The organism is Paenibacillus sp. FSL P4-0338, assembly GCF_038002365.1.
Taxonomy (GTDB): Bacteria; Bacillota; Bacilli; order Paenibacillales; family Paenibacillaceae; genus Paenibacillus_AQ.
On record NZ_JBBOCG010000002.1, the window covers coordinates 1,002,736 to 1,018,932 of the forward strand.

The following is a 16,197-nucleotide window of genomic DNA, read 5'->3' on the forward strand; positions in this document are numbered from 1 at the left end:
AGTAGCATACCGGGTGCTGACACAACTCTGAGGAGGATGAGAGATGTCTTTTTTTAGCCGTTTCATGAAGAAGAATCAGCCTGCAGCGAGGCCGCTGTATTACGATATCGTCTGCCCGTTCTGCTTCACGCGCTTTGAGCCGGAGGAAGTGGTGTTCCGGGCCATGCACAGCCGTGAGGATGATGAGAATTATGCGCTCGGTGAGGATGATCTGCTGAATAAATACCGGGAGCGCTTCGGCCTCGATACGGTGGATGATATGGAAGCAGTTCTGCAGCCGGCGGATATCCCGGAGGAGTATCATCATTATACAGACAATGTGCTGACCGGGCTCACCGACCGCTACGGGGTGATGACCCGCAGACGGCTCTGTCCGTCCTGCCATAACGAACTGCCTGTAACAGCAGGCAAGGTGCCTAGCAATATTATCTCGATTATCGGAGCTTCCCAGGTCGGGAAGTCTGTCTATATGACCTCGCTGATCCACACGCTCCAGCATACAACGGCAGGGCATTTCGACGCAGCCTGTATGCCGCTGAATGCCGAGATCAGCCGCAAATTCCGCACCTTGTACGAGGAGCCGCTGTTCGAGCGTGGGGATCTGCTGGCGTCTACCCAGAAGGAGAAGATGCAGGAGCCGTTTATTTTCCAGTTTGTGTTCAAGGATGAATCCAAGCCCCCGCTGACGCTGGTGTTCTTCGATGTAGCCGGTGAAGGAATGGTCGATCAGGATTACTTAGGCCTGCACGGCCAGCATATTAAGAACTCCGCAGGGATTCTGTTCATGGTCGATCCGCTGCAGATCCGTTCGGTCCGGGAGAAGATCCGCATTAACTTCGGCGACCGCCCGGGAGAGTGGGTATCGCAGTATGATGAGCCGCGTGATGTGGTGCTGACCATGTTCGGGGATTTCATCGCCTATCAGGAGAAGAGCAAGACCGAGATTCCGACCGCAGTCGTCCTGGCCAAAAGCGATATGCTCCACTCCCTCAAGGATGAGGATGGCGACTATATCAAGTCGAACAGCAATGTGTTCAACAACTACGTGCACCGCAAAACGCTGAACCTGGACGAGTTCCACAACATCGACGGTGAAATCCGGCGCTTTATTGAGAAGGTGGACCGTCCGTTCAAGGATACGATGGATGTGTATTTTGCTAATACAGGGTATTTCGCCGTGTCTGCGCTGGGCAGCAATCCGGTCAATCAGAAGGTGGAGGGTGTGGTCAGTCCGATCCGGGTCGATGAGCCGTTCATCTGGCTGCTGCACAAGCTGAATTACATTGAGGGGAGCGACGGGCCGTGAACAGATTGTCAGGGTCCATGATCACCCAGCAGATGTATACCCGCGAGCGCCGCGGCGTGTACCGGTCGACAGAGGGCTTCGATACGGTAGCGAAATCGGAGAGTCTCGATAATAATTTTGTCAAAAAAATCCTGCATCCCTTCTGCCTCTACGATGCCCCGGCTGAACTTACGGCGCGCGGCGAGAAGGATGAGGAGCTGTATCCGGCTGCGCTGCACCTGTTCCATACGGAGAGCAACGAGACTGTGATCGGAGAGAGCCGTTATCTGGCGGCGGATTTTACGGGGCAGCGGAGCGCTTTTTTTGCCCATAATTTCGTGGTGCCGCCTATCCGCTCCGAAGAGATTGTCGAGGGGTATGGAAGCTGGCTGCACGCGGGGTTTGCCCGGAGCTATGAGGGAGAGCCTGGCGGAACCCTGCCTGAGCTGGAGTCGATTCCCGTGGCAACCCGAGAGCTGGACGTGCCGTCAGATCCGCGCAGCGTGCTGTCCGGTCTAGGATTCACAGAAGAGCTGTTCAAAGCCCTGCTGCAGGCGGTAATGCTGTCCGTAGCCGGGAAGAAGAAAATCTATGTAGCGCTGGATGTGCCCATCAGTGATTTGTCGCAGCGTGCGGTCCGGCTGACGGAAGTTATCTTCGCTGCGCTGCCATATGACTTCCGCCGCAGGCTCGGAGTGATCACGTATGCCAAGGAGCCGCAGAGCCGCAAATATATTCACCTGACCTTCGTGGAAAAGGGCTCACTGCGTCCGGGCGACCGCAATATCGAGAAGGATTACATCTTCGATCTGGCAGGTGCAAGGTTCCTGAATACCGACTTCGGCGAGTCGCGGCAGATCTATGCCGATCTGGCCTGGAAGACGCTGGTGGAGAAGGGCGGAAGCCTCCGCGATTTCGCTAAGTTTGCCGACAGCCTGCTGCTCGGAGAGAGTCCGGAGCGTAAGCTGTCGCTGGCGCTCTACAATGAGCTGGCGGTCTTTTATGAAATCGAGCAAGGCAACGAAGCCTTATATACAGACAACAAGAACGCTATACTCGGCGGCCTGCTGTCCTATCTGAAGCCGGAGGGGAAGCTGGACTCGCGGGTGCGGCTGAATGATATGTTCCTGGAGCGGTTCGACCGCGAATATGATCTGATCCGCAAGAAGGGGATTCCGTCAACGGAGATCCTGGAACAGTTCAAGGCGTATTACGCGCTGCCGGGCCATAATTACCGGGTGAAGATCGTCGATTACTTCATCAACGGGATGCTGAACTGCCAGTCCGGGGGCCGGGAGGATGTGCTGTCGGCGGCTTACGGGATTATTGAGAGCGATGCGGAGCTTAGTGAGGCATTCTTCAAAAAAGTGCTGTCCCAATCTCTCTTCCGCAGAGCGCTGTTCGAGCCGTATCTGGAATCCCGGCTGGCTGCCGCTGCCGGGACGGCGGATATCCTCCGCCTCGTGGGCCACTTCGGCCGGAGCCTTCCAGAAGTGCTTCAGCAGGCAGCGGTACGGGATACCTTCAAGGAATATCTGCTGGAGAAGCTGCAGCGGGAGTCCGATCCGGTAGCGGCGGTAACGGCTGTTCATGAAGCGGTCCAACAGGCAGAGAAGCAGCGCCGCAGAGGCGGTGTGTACCCGGAGGCCTTGTCCGTTATGGAGGAGTTGGGCACGGTTGCGGACCGCTTCCTGCTGAACCGGCTCTCGCTGGACGAGCTGACGATGGAGCAGCTGCTGGAGATCTCGTTCCTGCGTTACCGGGATACGGCAGACTGGCAGCCGCCGCTCGATGCGATTGCGAAGCGCAAAGCGAATGCGCTGCGCGCGGCCTACCGCTGGTTCGGGGAGGAGTCGCCGGACGAGGAGATTTTTGCCGGACTGACGCCGCGTGAGCTGGACGATGTACAGTTGCTGGGCGCGCGGTGGCTGAAGGAAGCGCGGAGCCTTGAGCCATTCGACCGGCTGCCGCTGGCCTTCTATCACAGCAGTGAACGTGAAGGCGGACCGCTGGATTATGATGCGCTGCTGGATCTGGTGGTCCGCAAGGCGGGCAATGACAAGGAGACAGTGTACCGGTTCCTGGACTGGTCGCAGCATAGCTGGCTGTTCGCAAGCTCAGGCAAGAAGCTGTGGCCGAATTACAAGCGGGCCGTGCTGAGATATTTCCTAAAGAGCGACCGCGAGGCGTTCAAGAACCGGGAATTCCGCAAAACCCATCTCGACACAGCAACGCCTGCCATGCAGACTGTCTACAATGAAGCCCGCGCCCAGCTGGCTTCGCCGCTGGCGCGGTGGGTCAGCCGCAGCCGATTTCAAATCCTGATCTCAGGGAGCATCCTCGGGATCATTCTGATTGCGGCGGTTATCCTGCTGAGCCAGCTAGGGGGACGCGGCAAGGATACAGCTGCGCCGGTGGCCAGCCCCAGCCCGCTTCCGGCAGAGACCGGACAAGCCGCTGTAGCGGCTCCGGTCTCAGTCCGGCTTATCGGCGGGAATAACGGCGGTGATGCAGGGACTGGCGGGAATAGTAGCGGAGATGCGGGTAAGAATAACAGCGTGAAGCTGTTGTTCAGCTTCACTGATGCTGCGGAATGCTCCGCCTTCAAGCCGGAGCGGATCGGCGTGGAGTCCGCCAGCGGCGTTACGGACTATGAGGTTAAGGCAACGGTTAGCAGTTGCCAGGTTGCAGCAGGCGCCGGAGTGGACGGCGATGCGAAGGGTAATACAGGAGCCGGAGCGGATGGCGATGCGAAGGGTAATACAGGCGCCGGAGTAGACGGTGATGCGAAGGGTAATACAGGAGCCGGAGCGGATGGCGATGCGAGTGGTAAGGCAGGCGCCGGAGCGGACGGCGATGCGAGTGGTAAGGCAGGCGCCGGAGCGGACGGCGATGCGAAGGGTGATGCAGGAGCCGGAGTGGACGGCGATGCGAAGGGTGATGCAGGAGCCGGAGTGGACGGCGGTGCGAAGGGTGATGCAGGAGCGGGAGTGGACGGCGGTGCGGACAGTGGAGCCGCCGGCACTCCTCCGTCACGCGTATACGAGGTGACGGTGGAGCTTTCAGCAGGCGCGAAGCTGGCGGCAGGTGATATGATCACCACCGGAAGATACTCGCTGAAGCTGGCGGCAGATCCGGGCAGCGCCCCGGAAGCTACAGCTGCAGCCGCGCCTAGTGCGGAGCCATCCGCTTCCGCAAGCCCGGAGGCGGACACGGACGCAGAATAAAGCAGCAGCAATAGCAGGCTGCGTAAGCTTTTAACTAATGCGATCAGGTAACATTACTTACAGAGATAGGTGTACTCTGTACAACTAAAAACAGTGAAAAGGAAGGCATACCTCTCCTAACTGTATTCTATACAACTATATTTGCCCTGAATGGGCGAAAAGCCGGGTACATAAGCATTTTAGTTGCACGAAATACAGCTAAAAGTACATTTGGCCGTAAATCAGACGATTTAGTTGTACAGATTGCATTTAAGCATAACGTTCTCACCTTTGTTAGTTGGGGGACTGCAAACCCTCAGCAAGCGAGGGGATTAAATGAATGTTGATTAGTTTGAACCTGATGATCGACTAGCGGCAGCTGAACCGTTGTGCGCATATAGCGCGGCATGGAGGACTAGTCATAGCCTAGTGCATGCTACTTTAACGTAGTACAATGATTGGCGCTCCAGCGGGCTGATAAGAGCATAAAGTAATTAGTTAAGTATGGTAGTGTCCGGAAGAAGCGGCTCGATCGCACTTTGTACACTAGAATCAGGCATAATGGAGTTAATATGGCGTTCTGTTGTATTTGGTGCAGTGGATTTTTGGGATTTGGCCCGGCTGAGGGGGATTTGCCGAAATCGATGGTATGAAGTGCAACAGAATGCGTTATCGGCTGCTTTTATACTAATTGTGATGTATAGAATACAATCGGCCTTCTGCCGCGGTCTCCATAGGTGCGCTAGAGTGTTGATTTGCAGTAGACCAACGTCTTGATTAGCAGCAGAAGATTAACTTTTTATAGTCCTGAATAGTACGAATGTGCCGGGGGAGCGGGCATGTGCTATTCAGGATTTTTGTGCGGAATGGGCTGAGTCTTGGGGCGCTGGAATAGATATACCTTGTCTATAGACATACAGGGGAATAGTCGATATGATGGTTTGAGAATATTAAAATTTAATAAGCTTTGGGAAAAGGTGCAGATTGCCTTAGAGACCGGACGCTGTCGCTAGCAGATGCTGGCAGGGCTATGTCTAATAGAGCAATCTGCTTAAAAGGGAAGCCCGGTGCAAGTCCGGCGCGGTCCCGCCACTGTAAATACGGAGCAACTCCTGAGGAGCCACTGTCTGCTAATTGGATGGGAAGGCGGGGGAAGCGGTGAAGTATGAGCCAGGAGACCTGCCTTTTTCGATGTTGTTTCTATTCTTCGGGGGTAAGAATGTGGAGCAGATGCTGATATTGGCGAGGGCTGTATAAGCTCAATGTAATGTTGGAGAGCCATCGACTCCTTCAGCCGCCCTGTATTGTATTCTTCCCCGGCCGCCCTGCATAGGGCGGTCTTTAGGTTGCCGCTCTCTTTGCGGAGGAAGCAGGATTCATCCATTCTATTTCAGGAAAGAGGTTAGTTATGAAGAACCATTCTCTATCATCCAGGTTCATACGGTTGGGGCTTGCTGTCATTATGCTGTTCGCACTGCTGGGAGCAGCTGTAGCCCCGGCAGGACAAGCTGCTGCTGCACAGGCAGGCGGGACTTCCGCGCCCGCAGTATCCGCTCTGCCCGCAAGTGAGGCAGCCAGCGTAACCGCTGCGGTCTATGCTACTGCGGAGTTCATGCTGAAGAACGGAGTCCAGTCGGACTGGCAGGCGATTGGCCTTGCACAAGCAGGCTACAAGGTTCCTGCCAGCTATCTGAAGGCGCTTGAAGGTAAGGTGAGTGAGGCTAAGGGTGTTTTTGCCAGAGCAACGGACTATGCCCGGATCACACTTGCTGTTAAGGCACTGGGCGGCGATCCTGAGAAGGTGGCAGGCTATAACCTGATCGAGAAGCTCTACAATCACGATGCAATTACCGGCCAGACGCTGAATAATCCGGTCTATGCACTGCTCGCTCTGGATTCCGGCAGCTATACGATCCCGGCAAATGCGAAATGGACACCGTCCAAGCTGCTGGCAGAGATTCTGGCGAAGCAGAACCCGGACGGCGGCTTCACCCTGACCACGGGTGCGAGTGATCCGGATATGACAGCGATGACGCTGAACGCACTGGCTGGACACAAGCAGGAAGCAGCCGTGAATACTGCCGGTCAGCGGGCGGCAGCCTGGCTGGCTAAGGCACAGGACAAGAACGGCGGATATGGCGACAGCAGCGAGAGTGTAGCTCAGGCCATTATCGGTCTGTCTGCCTTCGGCATTGATCCGGCAGGAGCAGAGTATACCAAAGGCCAGATTAATCTGGTCAGCAAGCTGCTGAGCTTCAGCGCAGCAGATGGCGGATTCGTCCACACTGCGGGCGGCAGCTCCAATCCGCTCTCTACGGAGCAGGCGCTGGAGGCTTTGGTAGCGTACAAGCTGTTTGGTACAGGCGCTAAGCTCTTTGATTTTAGCGGCACACCAGTGAAGAATCATCAGGTAAGTGTCTCGGTTACTGTTGAAGGTCCGAATGGAGCCTTGGCTGAAGGCGGCGTGTATGCAGGGAATGTGCTTAATGCACTGGAAAAGACAGCAGCCGCCAAGCGCCTGGCCCTGGTCAATGAAGCAGGCAATTATGTGACGGGGATCGGCGGCGTGATTGCGGGTACTTTTGGCGGATATGATGGCTGGATGTATGTGGTCGCCCGCGGCGGAGCATGGATCTATCCAAGTGTAGGGATGGGCGACTTCGCGCTGGAGGAGAATGACCGCATTGTGGTCTATTATGGCGGAGACAACACGCAGGTGGTTGATGCCGTAACCGTGACGCCCGCACAGCCGCAGCCTGGACAAGATCTGAAGGTGCAGGTGAACCAGAAGCAATGGGTCTGGAATGAGGCGACCTTCACCTCTGATCCGGTAACTTCACCGGCAGCAGGCGTACAGGTAACCATCGGCGGCAAAACGGCAGTTACAGATGCTGCGGGCGTGGCTGTTGTGGCTGGTGGTCTGCCGGCGAATAAATATACCCTGACGGTTACGGGATATCTGAAGGATAAGACCCCTGCCATCGTGCGTCATACGGTCCCGGTAACGGTGGCTTCTGCTGCGGCGGACCGTCCGGCTTTTGCCGATGTGAAGTCGATCTCGCCTTGGGCGCTGGAGTCAGTATACACGGCGTATGACCGCAAGCTGATGAATGGTGTGAGTGAGGGCAGTCTGGTGTTTGCGCCGAAAAAGAATATTACCCGTGCTGAATTTGCAGCGCTGTTGCTGCGGTTAACCGGGAATGAGCCGTCTGCGGCGGCTTCCGCTGGGGCCTTCAGTGATGTTAAGGCCGGTACATGGTATTATGGAACAGTGAACCGGGCGAAGGAGCTGGGAATTATCAGCGGCGTGACGGCTAAGACGTTCAAACCGGACGGGCTGGTTACGCGTCAGGATATGGCTGTAATGATAGTTAGAGCTTATAAGCTGGATGCAGCATCAACTGGAGCAGGGGCTGGTAAGTTCAGCGACGAAGATAAGATTAGCGACTATGCGTTGTCCGCTGTCCGTACGGTGACGGGACTTGGATATATGAGCGGCACCGGCGGCGCATTCGAGCCTTCCGCTGTGGTAACCCGTGAGATGGCTGCTGCTGTGGCGGTTAGGTTGCCTTAGTTCTTAGTTGGAGTTGGGAGCAGACTGTACTGCACGCTGGGGCCGACGATAAGTGGATAAATGACATCTAATTTGGCCGGATTTGCTGCAGAGCGGGAGTTAGTTGGATAAATGACACTTATTCAGGTCTGAAGCTGCAGAAGGATGAGGTCTGGGCAGAATTAGATGCTGTAAATCCAACTAATTTCTGTACAGATGCGTAATCAGGATAATTAAGTGTAGAAAATCCAACTAAAGTATCCGTGCCGATGAGCCGTTGAGGCGTATAGGGTTGCCGAAGCGCTGAAGGCTCGTTAGCGTGACAAATTTGCTTGAAATTCGTTTGGATATGTGTTGAAAAGTAAGCATAAGGTGTATGAAGGAACGGGGAACAGGCTGACTGCCCCGTTCTTTTCCCTTTTTGTGGAGGTGTGCAGGTAATGTTCAAACTAGTCAAAAGAGGCCGGGGAAGGCTGGCTCCGCTGCTTCTCCTGCTGATGGTGCTGCTGCTCTCCGGCTGCTCCTCTGCGCAGCCGGATGAGGCAGGCGGCGGCACACACCCGCCCGCCGGGACCCCGGCCGCGCAGACGCCGCGGCCTGGAGACGAAGCGGCTCCGCTGCCGGGAGCCGCTGAGGGCACTGCCGTACCATCCGCCCCTGCGGAAGGTACGGCAGCTCCAGCGCAGGCGGGCAGGGGCGAGCCCGCCAAGCCGGCGTCGCCAAGCGCAGCGGCGACGCAACCATCGGCGGGCAGGGGCGAGCCCGCCAAGCCCCAGGCGTCGCCAGGCGCAGCGGCGACGCAGCCATCGGCGGGCGTAAGCGAGCCCGCCAAGCCGGCGTCGCCAAGCGCAGCGGCGACGCAACCAACGGCGGGCGTAAGCGAGCCCGCCAAGCCGGCGCCGCCAAGCGCAGCGGCGACGCAACCATCGGCGGCCACACCCAAGCCGCCGACCCCCAAGCCCGCTCCGGCGGCTACGGCCAAGCCGCCAGCCGCCACGCGCTCCCCGGCAGCCACGCCCAAGCCGGACAACGTGGTCACCCTCTCCATCACCGGAGATGAGGAGCATGGTGTGATTCTGGCCGCCGCCCAGTATGAGATCAAGAAGGGCGAGAGTGTGCTGGACCTGCTGAAGCGGATTACGCGGGGGCAGAAGATCCAGATGGAATATCAGGGCAGCAAGGCATTTGCTTACGTGGAAGGTATAGATAATTTGTACGAGAATGATCACGGGTCAGAGAGCGGGTGGATGTACAAGGTCAATGGAGAATTTCCGTCCAAGGCTGCGGGCAGCTGGATCGTCGAGCCCGGGGATACCATCGAGTGGCTGTATACGCTTGATCTAGGCAAAGACCTGGGGGCCAAAGCACCATGAGCAGCGGCTTCCGTTCCATGCATCCGGTAGTAGCCCTGCTGTATTATGCAGGGCTGCTGCTGTTCACTCTGATGATCTTCCATCCGTTATTTCTGGCTACAGAGATAGCCGGACTGCTGGTGTTGCTGCTATTGCAGGGACAAGGGAGGCTGCTTGTGCGCGGCTTGCCTTTTATGCTGCTGATGACAGCTTCCGTGGCCTTGCTGAACCCGCTGTTCTCGCATAGAGGAGCGCATATTCTGTTCTACTGGTTGGATCAGCCTATTACACTGGAAGCTGTGCTGTATGGACTGATGATGATGACAATGCTGCTAACCATTTTTATCTGGTTTATATCCTACAATTACACGGTGACTACAGATAAATTCATGTACCTGTTCGCGGCGGCTGCGCCGAGAACGGCGCTGCTGACGCTGATGGCCATCCGGTTCGTGCCGCTGTTCCAGCGGCGGCTGCGCCAGATTACGCTGATCCAGCGTCTGCGCGGGGTAGATACCGGTACGGGAAGCCTTAAGAAAAGAATGACTGACGGAATGACGCTGCTCAAAGTGCTGCTGACCTGGTCGCTGGAGGAAGCCCTCCAGACTGGAGACTCCATGTCAGCCCGTGGTTACGGCAGCACCAAACGCAGCACTTACACGATATACAAGGCCGATTTGCAGGATAAGCTGGTGATGCTGCTGTTAACCGTTAGCGGTGTGGTTACGCTGCTGTTCTGGGTGCAGGGCTACGGCAAGCTGGAGATCTATCCCCGGATGAGACCGGCGGACTTCGGCTGGCAGGAGGCCGTCATGTACGGCAGCTTCTGCCTGTTCGTGCTCATTCCTGCGGGGCTGGAAGGAAAGGAGAAATGGTTATGGAGATCCTCAAAGCACAGCAGTTATCCTTCCGATACCCTGAAGAAAACAGGGACACACTCCATGAGCTATCGTTCGTCATAGAAGAGGGTGAATTTGTCGTGCTCTGCGGCCCGTCCGGCAGCGGCAAAACCACCCTGCTGCGCCATCTGAAGCGGGAGCTCGCCCCGGTAGGTTCAACCAGCGGAACCTTGACCTACAAAGGGAAACCTCTATCCGGGCTTCCGGCAGCGGTGGCTGCCGGGGAGATCGGGATGGTCTTCCAGAACCCGGATGCACAGATAGTGATGGATACGGTCTGGCATGAGCTGGCCTTCTCCATGGAGAATCTGGGGCTACCGCCTGCTGTCATGCGGACCCGGCTGGCAGAGATCTGTGGCTTGTTCGGGCTGGAGCCGCTGCTTTACCGTCCGGTACATGAGCTGTCAGGCGGACAAAAGCAGCTAATGAACCTGGCCTCAGTGCTGCTGCTTCAGCCCAAGGTGCTGCTGCTTGATGAGCCAACCTCCCAGCTTGATCCCGTTGCTGCGCGGGAATTCATTATGGCGCTGCAGCGGCTGAACGAGGAGATGGCGGTCACGGTGATCATCAGCGAGCACAGGCTGGAGGAGGTGCTGCCGCTGGCTGATCGGGTGCTGATGCTGGAAGACGGCAAGCTGCTGGCAGATGCCGCTCCCCGCTTGTTCGCCCGGCAGACCGGCAGCGGGGCCTTGACCTCGGCTGGGCGTTACCTGTCAGCCGCTTCACGCCTGCACTTGTCGCTCTCTCCGGAGGCAGATTCGACTGCGCCGGAGAATATTCCGCTGACCGTGCGTGAGGGCAGACGCTGGATACATTCCCTGCTGGCTAGAACGGACGCTGCCGCAGGCTTAGAACTTGTTAATAACTTGAATAGTCCCGACGTACCAGCCCCCCTAACTTCCCGCGTAATATCTGCTCAAGGGGCGTCTTCATCCCCAATCCCCGCCGCATCGTCTCTGCTCACCTGCCGCGAAGTGACCTTCCGGTATGAGAAGGAGGGCCGGGAGGTCCTCAGGAAGCTCTCGCTGACACTCAAGCAGGGGGAGCTCCTGGCAGTCATGGGCGGGAACGGCGCAGGCAAGTCCACCCTGCTGCATGTGCTGAACGGGCTGATGAAGCCGCAGCGCGGCAAAATAGAGCTGGCCAAAGGCAAGACTACCGGCCTGCTGGCGCAGAATCCGCTGCTCTATTTCAGTTATGATACAGTGGCTGAGGAGTTACAGCATATGGGCAGCTACGCCGGGTTATCCCCTGAGGCAGCAGCAAGCCGGATTGAGGCTTTACTCGAAGTGTTCCAGCTCCGGGAGGTGCTGCAGAGTCATCCGCATGATCTCAGCGGCGGGCAGCAGCAGCAGACCGCGCTTGCCATGATGCTGCTCATGAAGCCGGATATTCTGCTGCTGGATGAGCCGACCAAGGGGCTTGATCCAGCCGCCAAAGACAGGCTGGCCGCCCTGCTTCAGCAATTGCGCGGGCAAGGGATCAGTATTCTTATCGTAACGCATGATGTAGAGTTCGCGGCTAAGCATGCTACGCGCTGTGCGCTCCTGTTCGACGGGGGAATTACGGCGGAGGGCACACCGGCTGAGTTCTTCAGCAGCAATTACTTCTATACCACGGCAGTCAACCGGATGGTGCGGGACTGGCTGCCGCAGGCATTGACTATTGAGGATGTGATTCGCGCATGGCCCGCTTCCGCGTACCGCTGATAATTGCCCTGGGACTCTTCATCGCCGGGCTTGCGCTTACCGCAGCATTCACTGACCGGCATTATGTACTGCTTAGCGTGGTGCTGCTGCTGGCTGCGCTCCTGCCGCTGTTCATCCGGCTGGAGCGCCGGCCGCTACAGTCCCGTGAACTCGTGCTGCTGGCGGTGTTGTCAGCCATCGCTGCGGTCAGCCGGATACCTTTTGCCGCGCTTCCCGGGGTGAAGCCTGTGTCGGCCGTTGTCATCCTCTCCGCTTATGTCTTCGGGGCAGAGGCGGGATTCGTCATCGGTGCAGTTGCTGCGCTGGTCTCCAATATTTACTTCGGGCAAGGGCCCTGGACGCCATGGCAGATGTTCGCCTGGGGCATGACCGGACTTACAGCCGGGTGGCTGCGGAGGAGCTGGCTATTGCGTAAGCGGGCCGGACTGCTGGTGTTTGGCTTCATCTGGGGGTTCCTGTTCGGCTGGATTATGAATATCTGGGTCCTGCTCAGTCTGCCGGATGCCTTTAGCTGGCGGCTGGTTGCCGTTACGTTTGCCGCAAGCTTTTATTTCGATCTGGCCCATGCCTTGTCGAATGTATTCTTCTTAGCGGTGCTGGCCGGAGGCTGGACCAAGGTGCTGCAGAGATTCCGCAAGAAATATGGCTTGCTTCAAGAGGGAATGGAATTATAATTAATAGATAGCGCTTTACTAAAACGATATTTTTCTTCTTTTTTCGACATTTTTTTTAGCAGGGCCATCAACAATTCGATGTTATTCTCCGATAAATAAGGTTACAGCTAGATTCGAGAAGGCGGGATAACGGGAAATGAGACATCTGAAGATTAAGCATAAAATGATTGTACTGATAGCGGTGGTTATCCTACTGCTGATCGGGATTGGAACAACAGGTATTCTGACGACAACCAGAATGGCGGACAGGTCTGAAGAGACGTACAGGCAGAACCTGCAGCCGATTTATTTCGTAACGGAGATCCGCGGGAATAACCGGGCAATTGAGTCTTTTCTGCTGGAGGATCTGATTACCACGGATGACGCCAAGAAGCAGGAGCTGAAGGCGAGAATTCAGGAGAACATCCAGACGAACAATGAGCTGATGGCCGAACTGAGGAACATTGAATTTAACAATGAGAAGATTGCTGCTTATGTGAACGAATATACCTTGCTGCTGCCGGACTACCGCTCACAGCGTGATAATATTATCCACCTGGCCGATAACGATCTTAACGACGAAGGGTATCAGGTGTTCACGGGCCAGACCTTTAATGAGCTGCGTGACAAAATGGTCAGGCTGCTTGAAGAGACAGCGACGTTATTCATTCAGGATGCGTCTGCCCATAACACACAGACCATAGAGAGTGCCAAGAGCTCTGTTACACTAAGCAGCGTTCTGATTGTGCTGGCCTTGCTGCTCAGTATTGTCCTCAGTATCATTATCACACGGCTGATTACAAGACCGCTGAAGGAATTGCAGGGGCTGATGAAGCGGGCGGAAGAAGGGGATCTGACGGCCTCTGCCGCTTACCGGTCCAGGGATGAGATCGGCCAGATTAATACCTCGTTCAATACCATGCTGGACGGCTTGAAAAATATGATGCGCGGCGTCTCGGAGAGCGCCGAGATTCTCTCGGCTTCCTCCCAGCAGATGAGCGCCAGTGCCGACCAGACCGCACACGCCTCACAGATGATCGCTGAGACCTCAGGCGAGATCGCGGCCGGATTCGATGTGCAGGCAGAGAGCATTACCCTTACTACGCAGTCTGTACGGACGATGTCTTATGAGATTGCCGAAGCCCGGCATAGCGGAAATGAAATGACACGCCTGATGGAACAGGCTGCCTCCTCCACGGAACGCGGTGTGTACGCAGTAGAGCAGATTCTGGCCCAGATGCGGGAGATTGACTCCAGTGTCTCGGCGAGCCGGCTGATTGTGGGCAACCTGGGCAGCCTGTCTGAAGAGATAAATACGATTATTACAACCATCAATGAGATTGCGACCCAGACCAATTTGTTGTCCCTGAATGCTTCTATCGAGGCGGCACGGGCGGGTGAGCATGGCCGTGGCTTCGCAGTAGTTGCCGGTGAGATCCGGAAGCTGGCGGAGGCTACCGGATCAAGCTCGCTGCAGATTACGGAGATCATTAACCATATCCGTCAGCAGACCGCCAGTGCCGTTGAATCGATGGAGCAGGGCTCCGGGATTGTCTCTCATGGCGTAGCACAGAGTGAAGTGGTATCGGAAGCCTTTACAGCGATCCAGACCTCCATTCAGGCGGCCAGTGAGCAGACAGAGCAGATTACAGAGGTTATCGGCCATGTCGCGCAAGAATCGGAGGAAGCAGCCAAGTCTATGTCGACGGTGAATGAAATCTCGCGCAAAGGCGCCGCAGACGTTCAGGGCACCAGCGAAGCAAGCCTGGAGCAACTGACCGCGATGGGAGAGATGTCCTCTTCCGCACAGTATCTGGCTACCCTGGCCGAGGATCTGCAGAAGCATCTGGCAAGGTTCCGGCTGTAACTGCTATAATAGACACGAGCCTGGCCCGATTCGGCCGAGGAACCCTGGAGATTCCCGGGCATCCTCAGCGGAGCCGGGCTTTTGAACGTATTATTATTATTAACCTCAGGGAGGCGGTCTCTATAATGAATAATCGAACATGGAAGCTGGCGGTAGTTCCAGCCTTGTTAATGACACTTGCAGCTTGCAGCTCGAATCAGGCTAGTACTCCGGCGGTTAGCCCCAGCCCGCAGCCAACAGCAGCTCCTGTAGAAGCGTCTGTCCAGCCGACGGAAGGGCCGAAGGCTACACCGGCACCTGCTGAAGCTGCTGGCGTAAAGGTTGGGGAAGTTAAGCAGTATGAGCAAATCGCGATTTCCGACTGGAAAGATGATCACACCATTGTCGTGTCCAAGGCGAACGATAAGCTTGGGCCGATCGCCTCGGGAGAGCTGAAGGGGTCTTATCCGCAGAGCCTGTATTTCTTCCATCTGGATACCGGCAAATACGATTTGATTACTGAGAAGGCGAACATGATGCTGGGGGATGCCAAGCTATCCGCCGATCAGTTGTTTCTGCTGTATAGTGAATTCTCCCTGGGCGATCCTGTCTACAATGTAATGGACCTGGGGTCCAAGAAGACCTTCACCATCAAGGGCGATACCATTGCCGGGGCAATGGGAGCCGAGTGGGCAGATAAGGATACAGTAGTGGGTCCAGCGTACAGTGGCGGCGCTTATACAGCGACTACTTCTATGAAGATTGCGCCGGTGGAGGGACTGGGCGGGGAAGGCCTGATTGTTGTAAGACAAATCAAGAATAAGATCTATTACACCAGTAATTCGAATGACTCGCTGCACACCCTGAACCTGAATACTAAGGAAAAGGCAGACCTAAATATTCCAGGTACCAGCAGCGTAAACCCTTCGCCGGACGAAGAACAAATGCTGATCCTGCAGTATAAGGAGAATACCCAGGCGCTGCTGCTCAGCGGCACAGACGGTAAGAATCCGCGGACCCTGGTGGAAGGCGCTGAACTTGGGTCCGTCTCCTGGTCTCCAGACCAACGTCTGGTCGCCTATAGTGTAACTATTGAGGAGAAGGGGACAACGAAGAATACCTTATATGTCTACGACCTGTCTTCTGATAAGTCCGTTCAGATTGCGGAGAGCAACGGGACGATGACCACCTCATGGAGCCCCAATGGCAAGCAGCTTGCGTATACGGAGCGGGATGACAGCGGCAGCAGCAGCAGTATAGTACAGTTAAAGTAGAACATCAACATGATGGCAATCTTTAAAATCCAAAAAAAGCGGTCCGCACCGGTAAATCTACCGGATACGGACCGCTTTTTTTATAGATTACTTGAAGGAGCATAACGCTCCTCTGCTTCTTAGGTGCTAAGCATACCAGCCCCATACGAAGATGAACAGGGTGCCGAAGATGGTGACCAGGGCCACGAACATGGCATATGCGATGTTGATATACAGTTCTTTTTTGGAATCGGCCGATTCTCCGATGTGCATGAACACAAACAGCTGCAAGGAAGCCTGGATTAGCGCTGTGATTAGCAGCACCACCATATTGGCACTGGAGGACAGGTCTCCATAAATAACAATCAGTGCAGCGGCAGAGAGGACCAGAGAGGCTACATAACCCATCACATGCTTAATTGGGAATAGTTGCTTCATCAT

At 56.0% G+C, this 16,197-nt stretch carries 10 protein-coding genes and 1 riboswitch; of the genes, 9 read left to right on the forward strand and 1 reads right to left on the reverse strand.

Going from position 1 to position 16,197, the window contains the following annotated elements; genetic code table 11:
* The first annotated feature begins 43 nt into the window (after positions 1-43).
* The 9 genes from MKZ07_RS28345 (at position 44) to MKZ07_RS28385 (ending at position 15,777) form a co-directional block, all read left to right on the forward strand.
* Positions 44-1,306 (forward strand): hypothetical protein, encoded by a 1,263-nt coding sequence (locus MKZ07_RS28345; RefSeq protein WP_036701281.1) that lies wholly within the window; start codon positions 44-46, stop codon positions 1,304-1,306.
* Complete coding sequence (locus MKZ07_RS28350) at positions 1,303-4,512, forward strand: GAP1-N2 domain-containing protein (RefSeq protein ID WP_341028872.1); 3,210 nt, start codon at positions 1,303-1,305, stop codon at positions 4,510-4,512. The genes MKZ07_RS28345 and MKZ07_RS28350 overlap by 4 nt, the downstream gene beginning before the upstream one ends.
* 1,002 nt (positions 4,513-5,514) lie before the next feature.
* A riboswitch (cobalamin riboswitch) is annotated at positions 5,515-5,692 on the forward strand.
* 207 nt (positions 5,693-5,899) lie between these two features.
* Complete coding sequence (locus MKZ07_RS28355; RefSeq protein WP_051494056.1) at positions 5,900-8,065, forward strand: S-layer homology domain-containing protein; 2,166 nt, start codon at positions 5,900-5,902, stop codon at positions 8,063-8,065.
* A 419-nt stretch (positions 8,066-8,484) separates the two neighbouring features.
* Complete coding sequence (locus tag MKZ07_RS28360) at positions 8,485-9,417, forward strand: DUF4430 domain-containing protein (RefSeq protein WP_341028874.1); 933 nt, start codon at positions 8,485-8,487, stop codon at positions 9,415-9,417.
* Positions 9,414-10,358 carry an energy-coupling factor transporter transmembrane component T gene (locus tag MKZ07_RS28365; RefSeq protein ID WP_051493330.1) on the forward strand — a complete coding sequence of 315 codons (945 nt, stop codon included), beginning with the start codon at positions 9,414-9,416 and terminating at the stop codon, positions 10,356-10,358. Before MKZ07_RS28360 ends, MKZ07_RS28365 begins: the two co-directional genes overlap by 4 nt.
* A complete protein-coding gene (locus tag MKZ07_RS28370) occupies positions 10,274-12,004 on the forward strand; it encodes an ABC transporter ATP-binding protein (protein ID WP_341028875.1) in 1,731 nt (576 codons plus the stop codon). Before MKZ07_RS28365 ends, MKZ07_RS28370 begins: the two co-directional genes overlap by 85 nt.
* The gene (locus MKZ07_RS28375) at positions 11,980-12,678 is read left to right on the forward strand and encodes an ECF transporter S component (RefSeq protein WP_036693554.1); all 699 of its coding nucleotides are present in this window, start codon (positions 11,980-11,982) and stop codon (positions 12,676-12,678) included. Before MKZ07_RS28370 ends, MKZ07_RS28375 begins: the two co-directional genes overlap by 25 nt.
* Positions 12,679-12,814: 136 nt before the next feature.
* Positions 12,815-14,524 carry a methyl-accepting chemotaxis protein gene (locus tag MKZ07_RS28380; protein WP_036693556.1) on the forward strand — a complete coding sequence of 570 codons (1,710 nt, stop codon included), beginning with the start codon at positions 12,815-12,817 and terminating at the stop codon, positions 14,522-14,524.
* A gap of 125 nt (positions 14,525-14,649) precedes the next feature.
* Positions 14,650-15,777: a TolB family protein gene (locus tag MKZ07_RS28385; protein WP_036693557.1), complete on the forward strand. Its 1,128-nt coding sequence runs from the start codon at positions 14,650-14,652 to the stop codon at positions 15,775-15,777.
* Between the two features lie 126 nt (positions 15,778-15,903).
* On the opposite strand, the gene qoxD is transcribed toward MKZ07_RS28385, so the two are convergent.
* Entirely contained in the window at positions 15,904-16,197 is a 294-nt protein-coding gene (gene qoxD, locus MKZ07_RS28390) for a cytochrome aa3 quinol oxidase subunit IV (RefSeq protein ID WP_036693559.1), read from the reverse strand.

Coding starts and splice junctions, on each gene's coding strand:
- MKZ07_RS28370 (WP_341028875.1), top strand. CDS start 10,274: ATGGAGATCCTCAAAGCACAGCAGTTATCCTTCCGATACCCTGAAGAA.
- MKZ07_RS28375 (WP_036693554.1), top strand. CDS start 11,980: ATGGCCCGCTTCCGCGTACCGCTGATAATTGCCCTGGGACTCTTCATC.
- MKZ07_RS28365 (WP_051493330.1), top strand. CDS start 9,414: ATGAGCAGCGGCTTCCGTTCCATGCATCCGGTAGTAGCCCTGCTGTAT.
- MKZ07_RS28385 (WP_036693557.1), top strand. CDS start 14,650: ATGAATAATCGAACATGGAAGCTGGCGGTAGTTCCAGCCTTGTTAATG.
- MKZ07_RS28360 (WP_341028874.1), top strand. CDS start 8,485: ATGTTCAAACTAGTCAAAAGAGGCCGGGGAAGGCTGGCTCCGCTGCTT.
- MKZ07_RS28380 (WP_036693556.1), top strand. CDS start 12,815: ATGAGACATCTGAAGATTAAGCATAAAATGATTGTACTGATAGCGGTG.
- MKZ07_RS28345 (WP_036701281.1), top strand. CDS start 44: ATGTCTTTTTTTAGCCGTTTCATGAAGAAGAATCAGCCTGCAGCGAGG.
- MKZ07_RS28355 (WP_051494056.1), top strand. CDS start 5,900: ATGAAGAACCATTCTCTATCATCCAGGTTCATACGGTTGGGGCTTGCT.
- qoxD (WP_036693559.1), bottom strand. CDS start 16,197: ATGATGAAGCAACTATTCCCAATTAAGCATGTGATGGGTTATGTAGCC.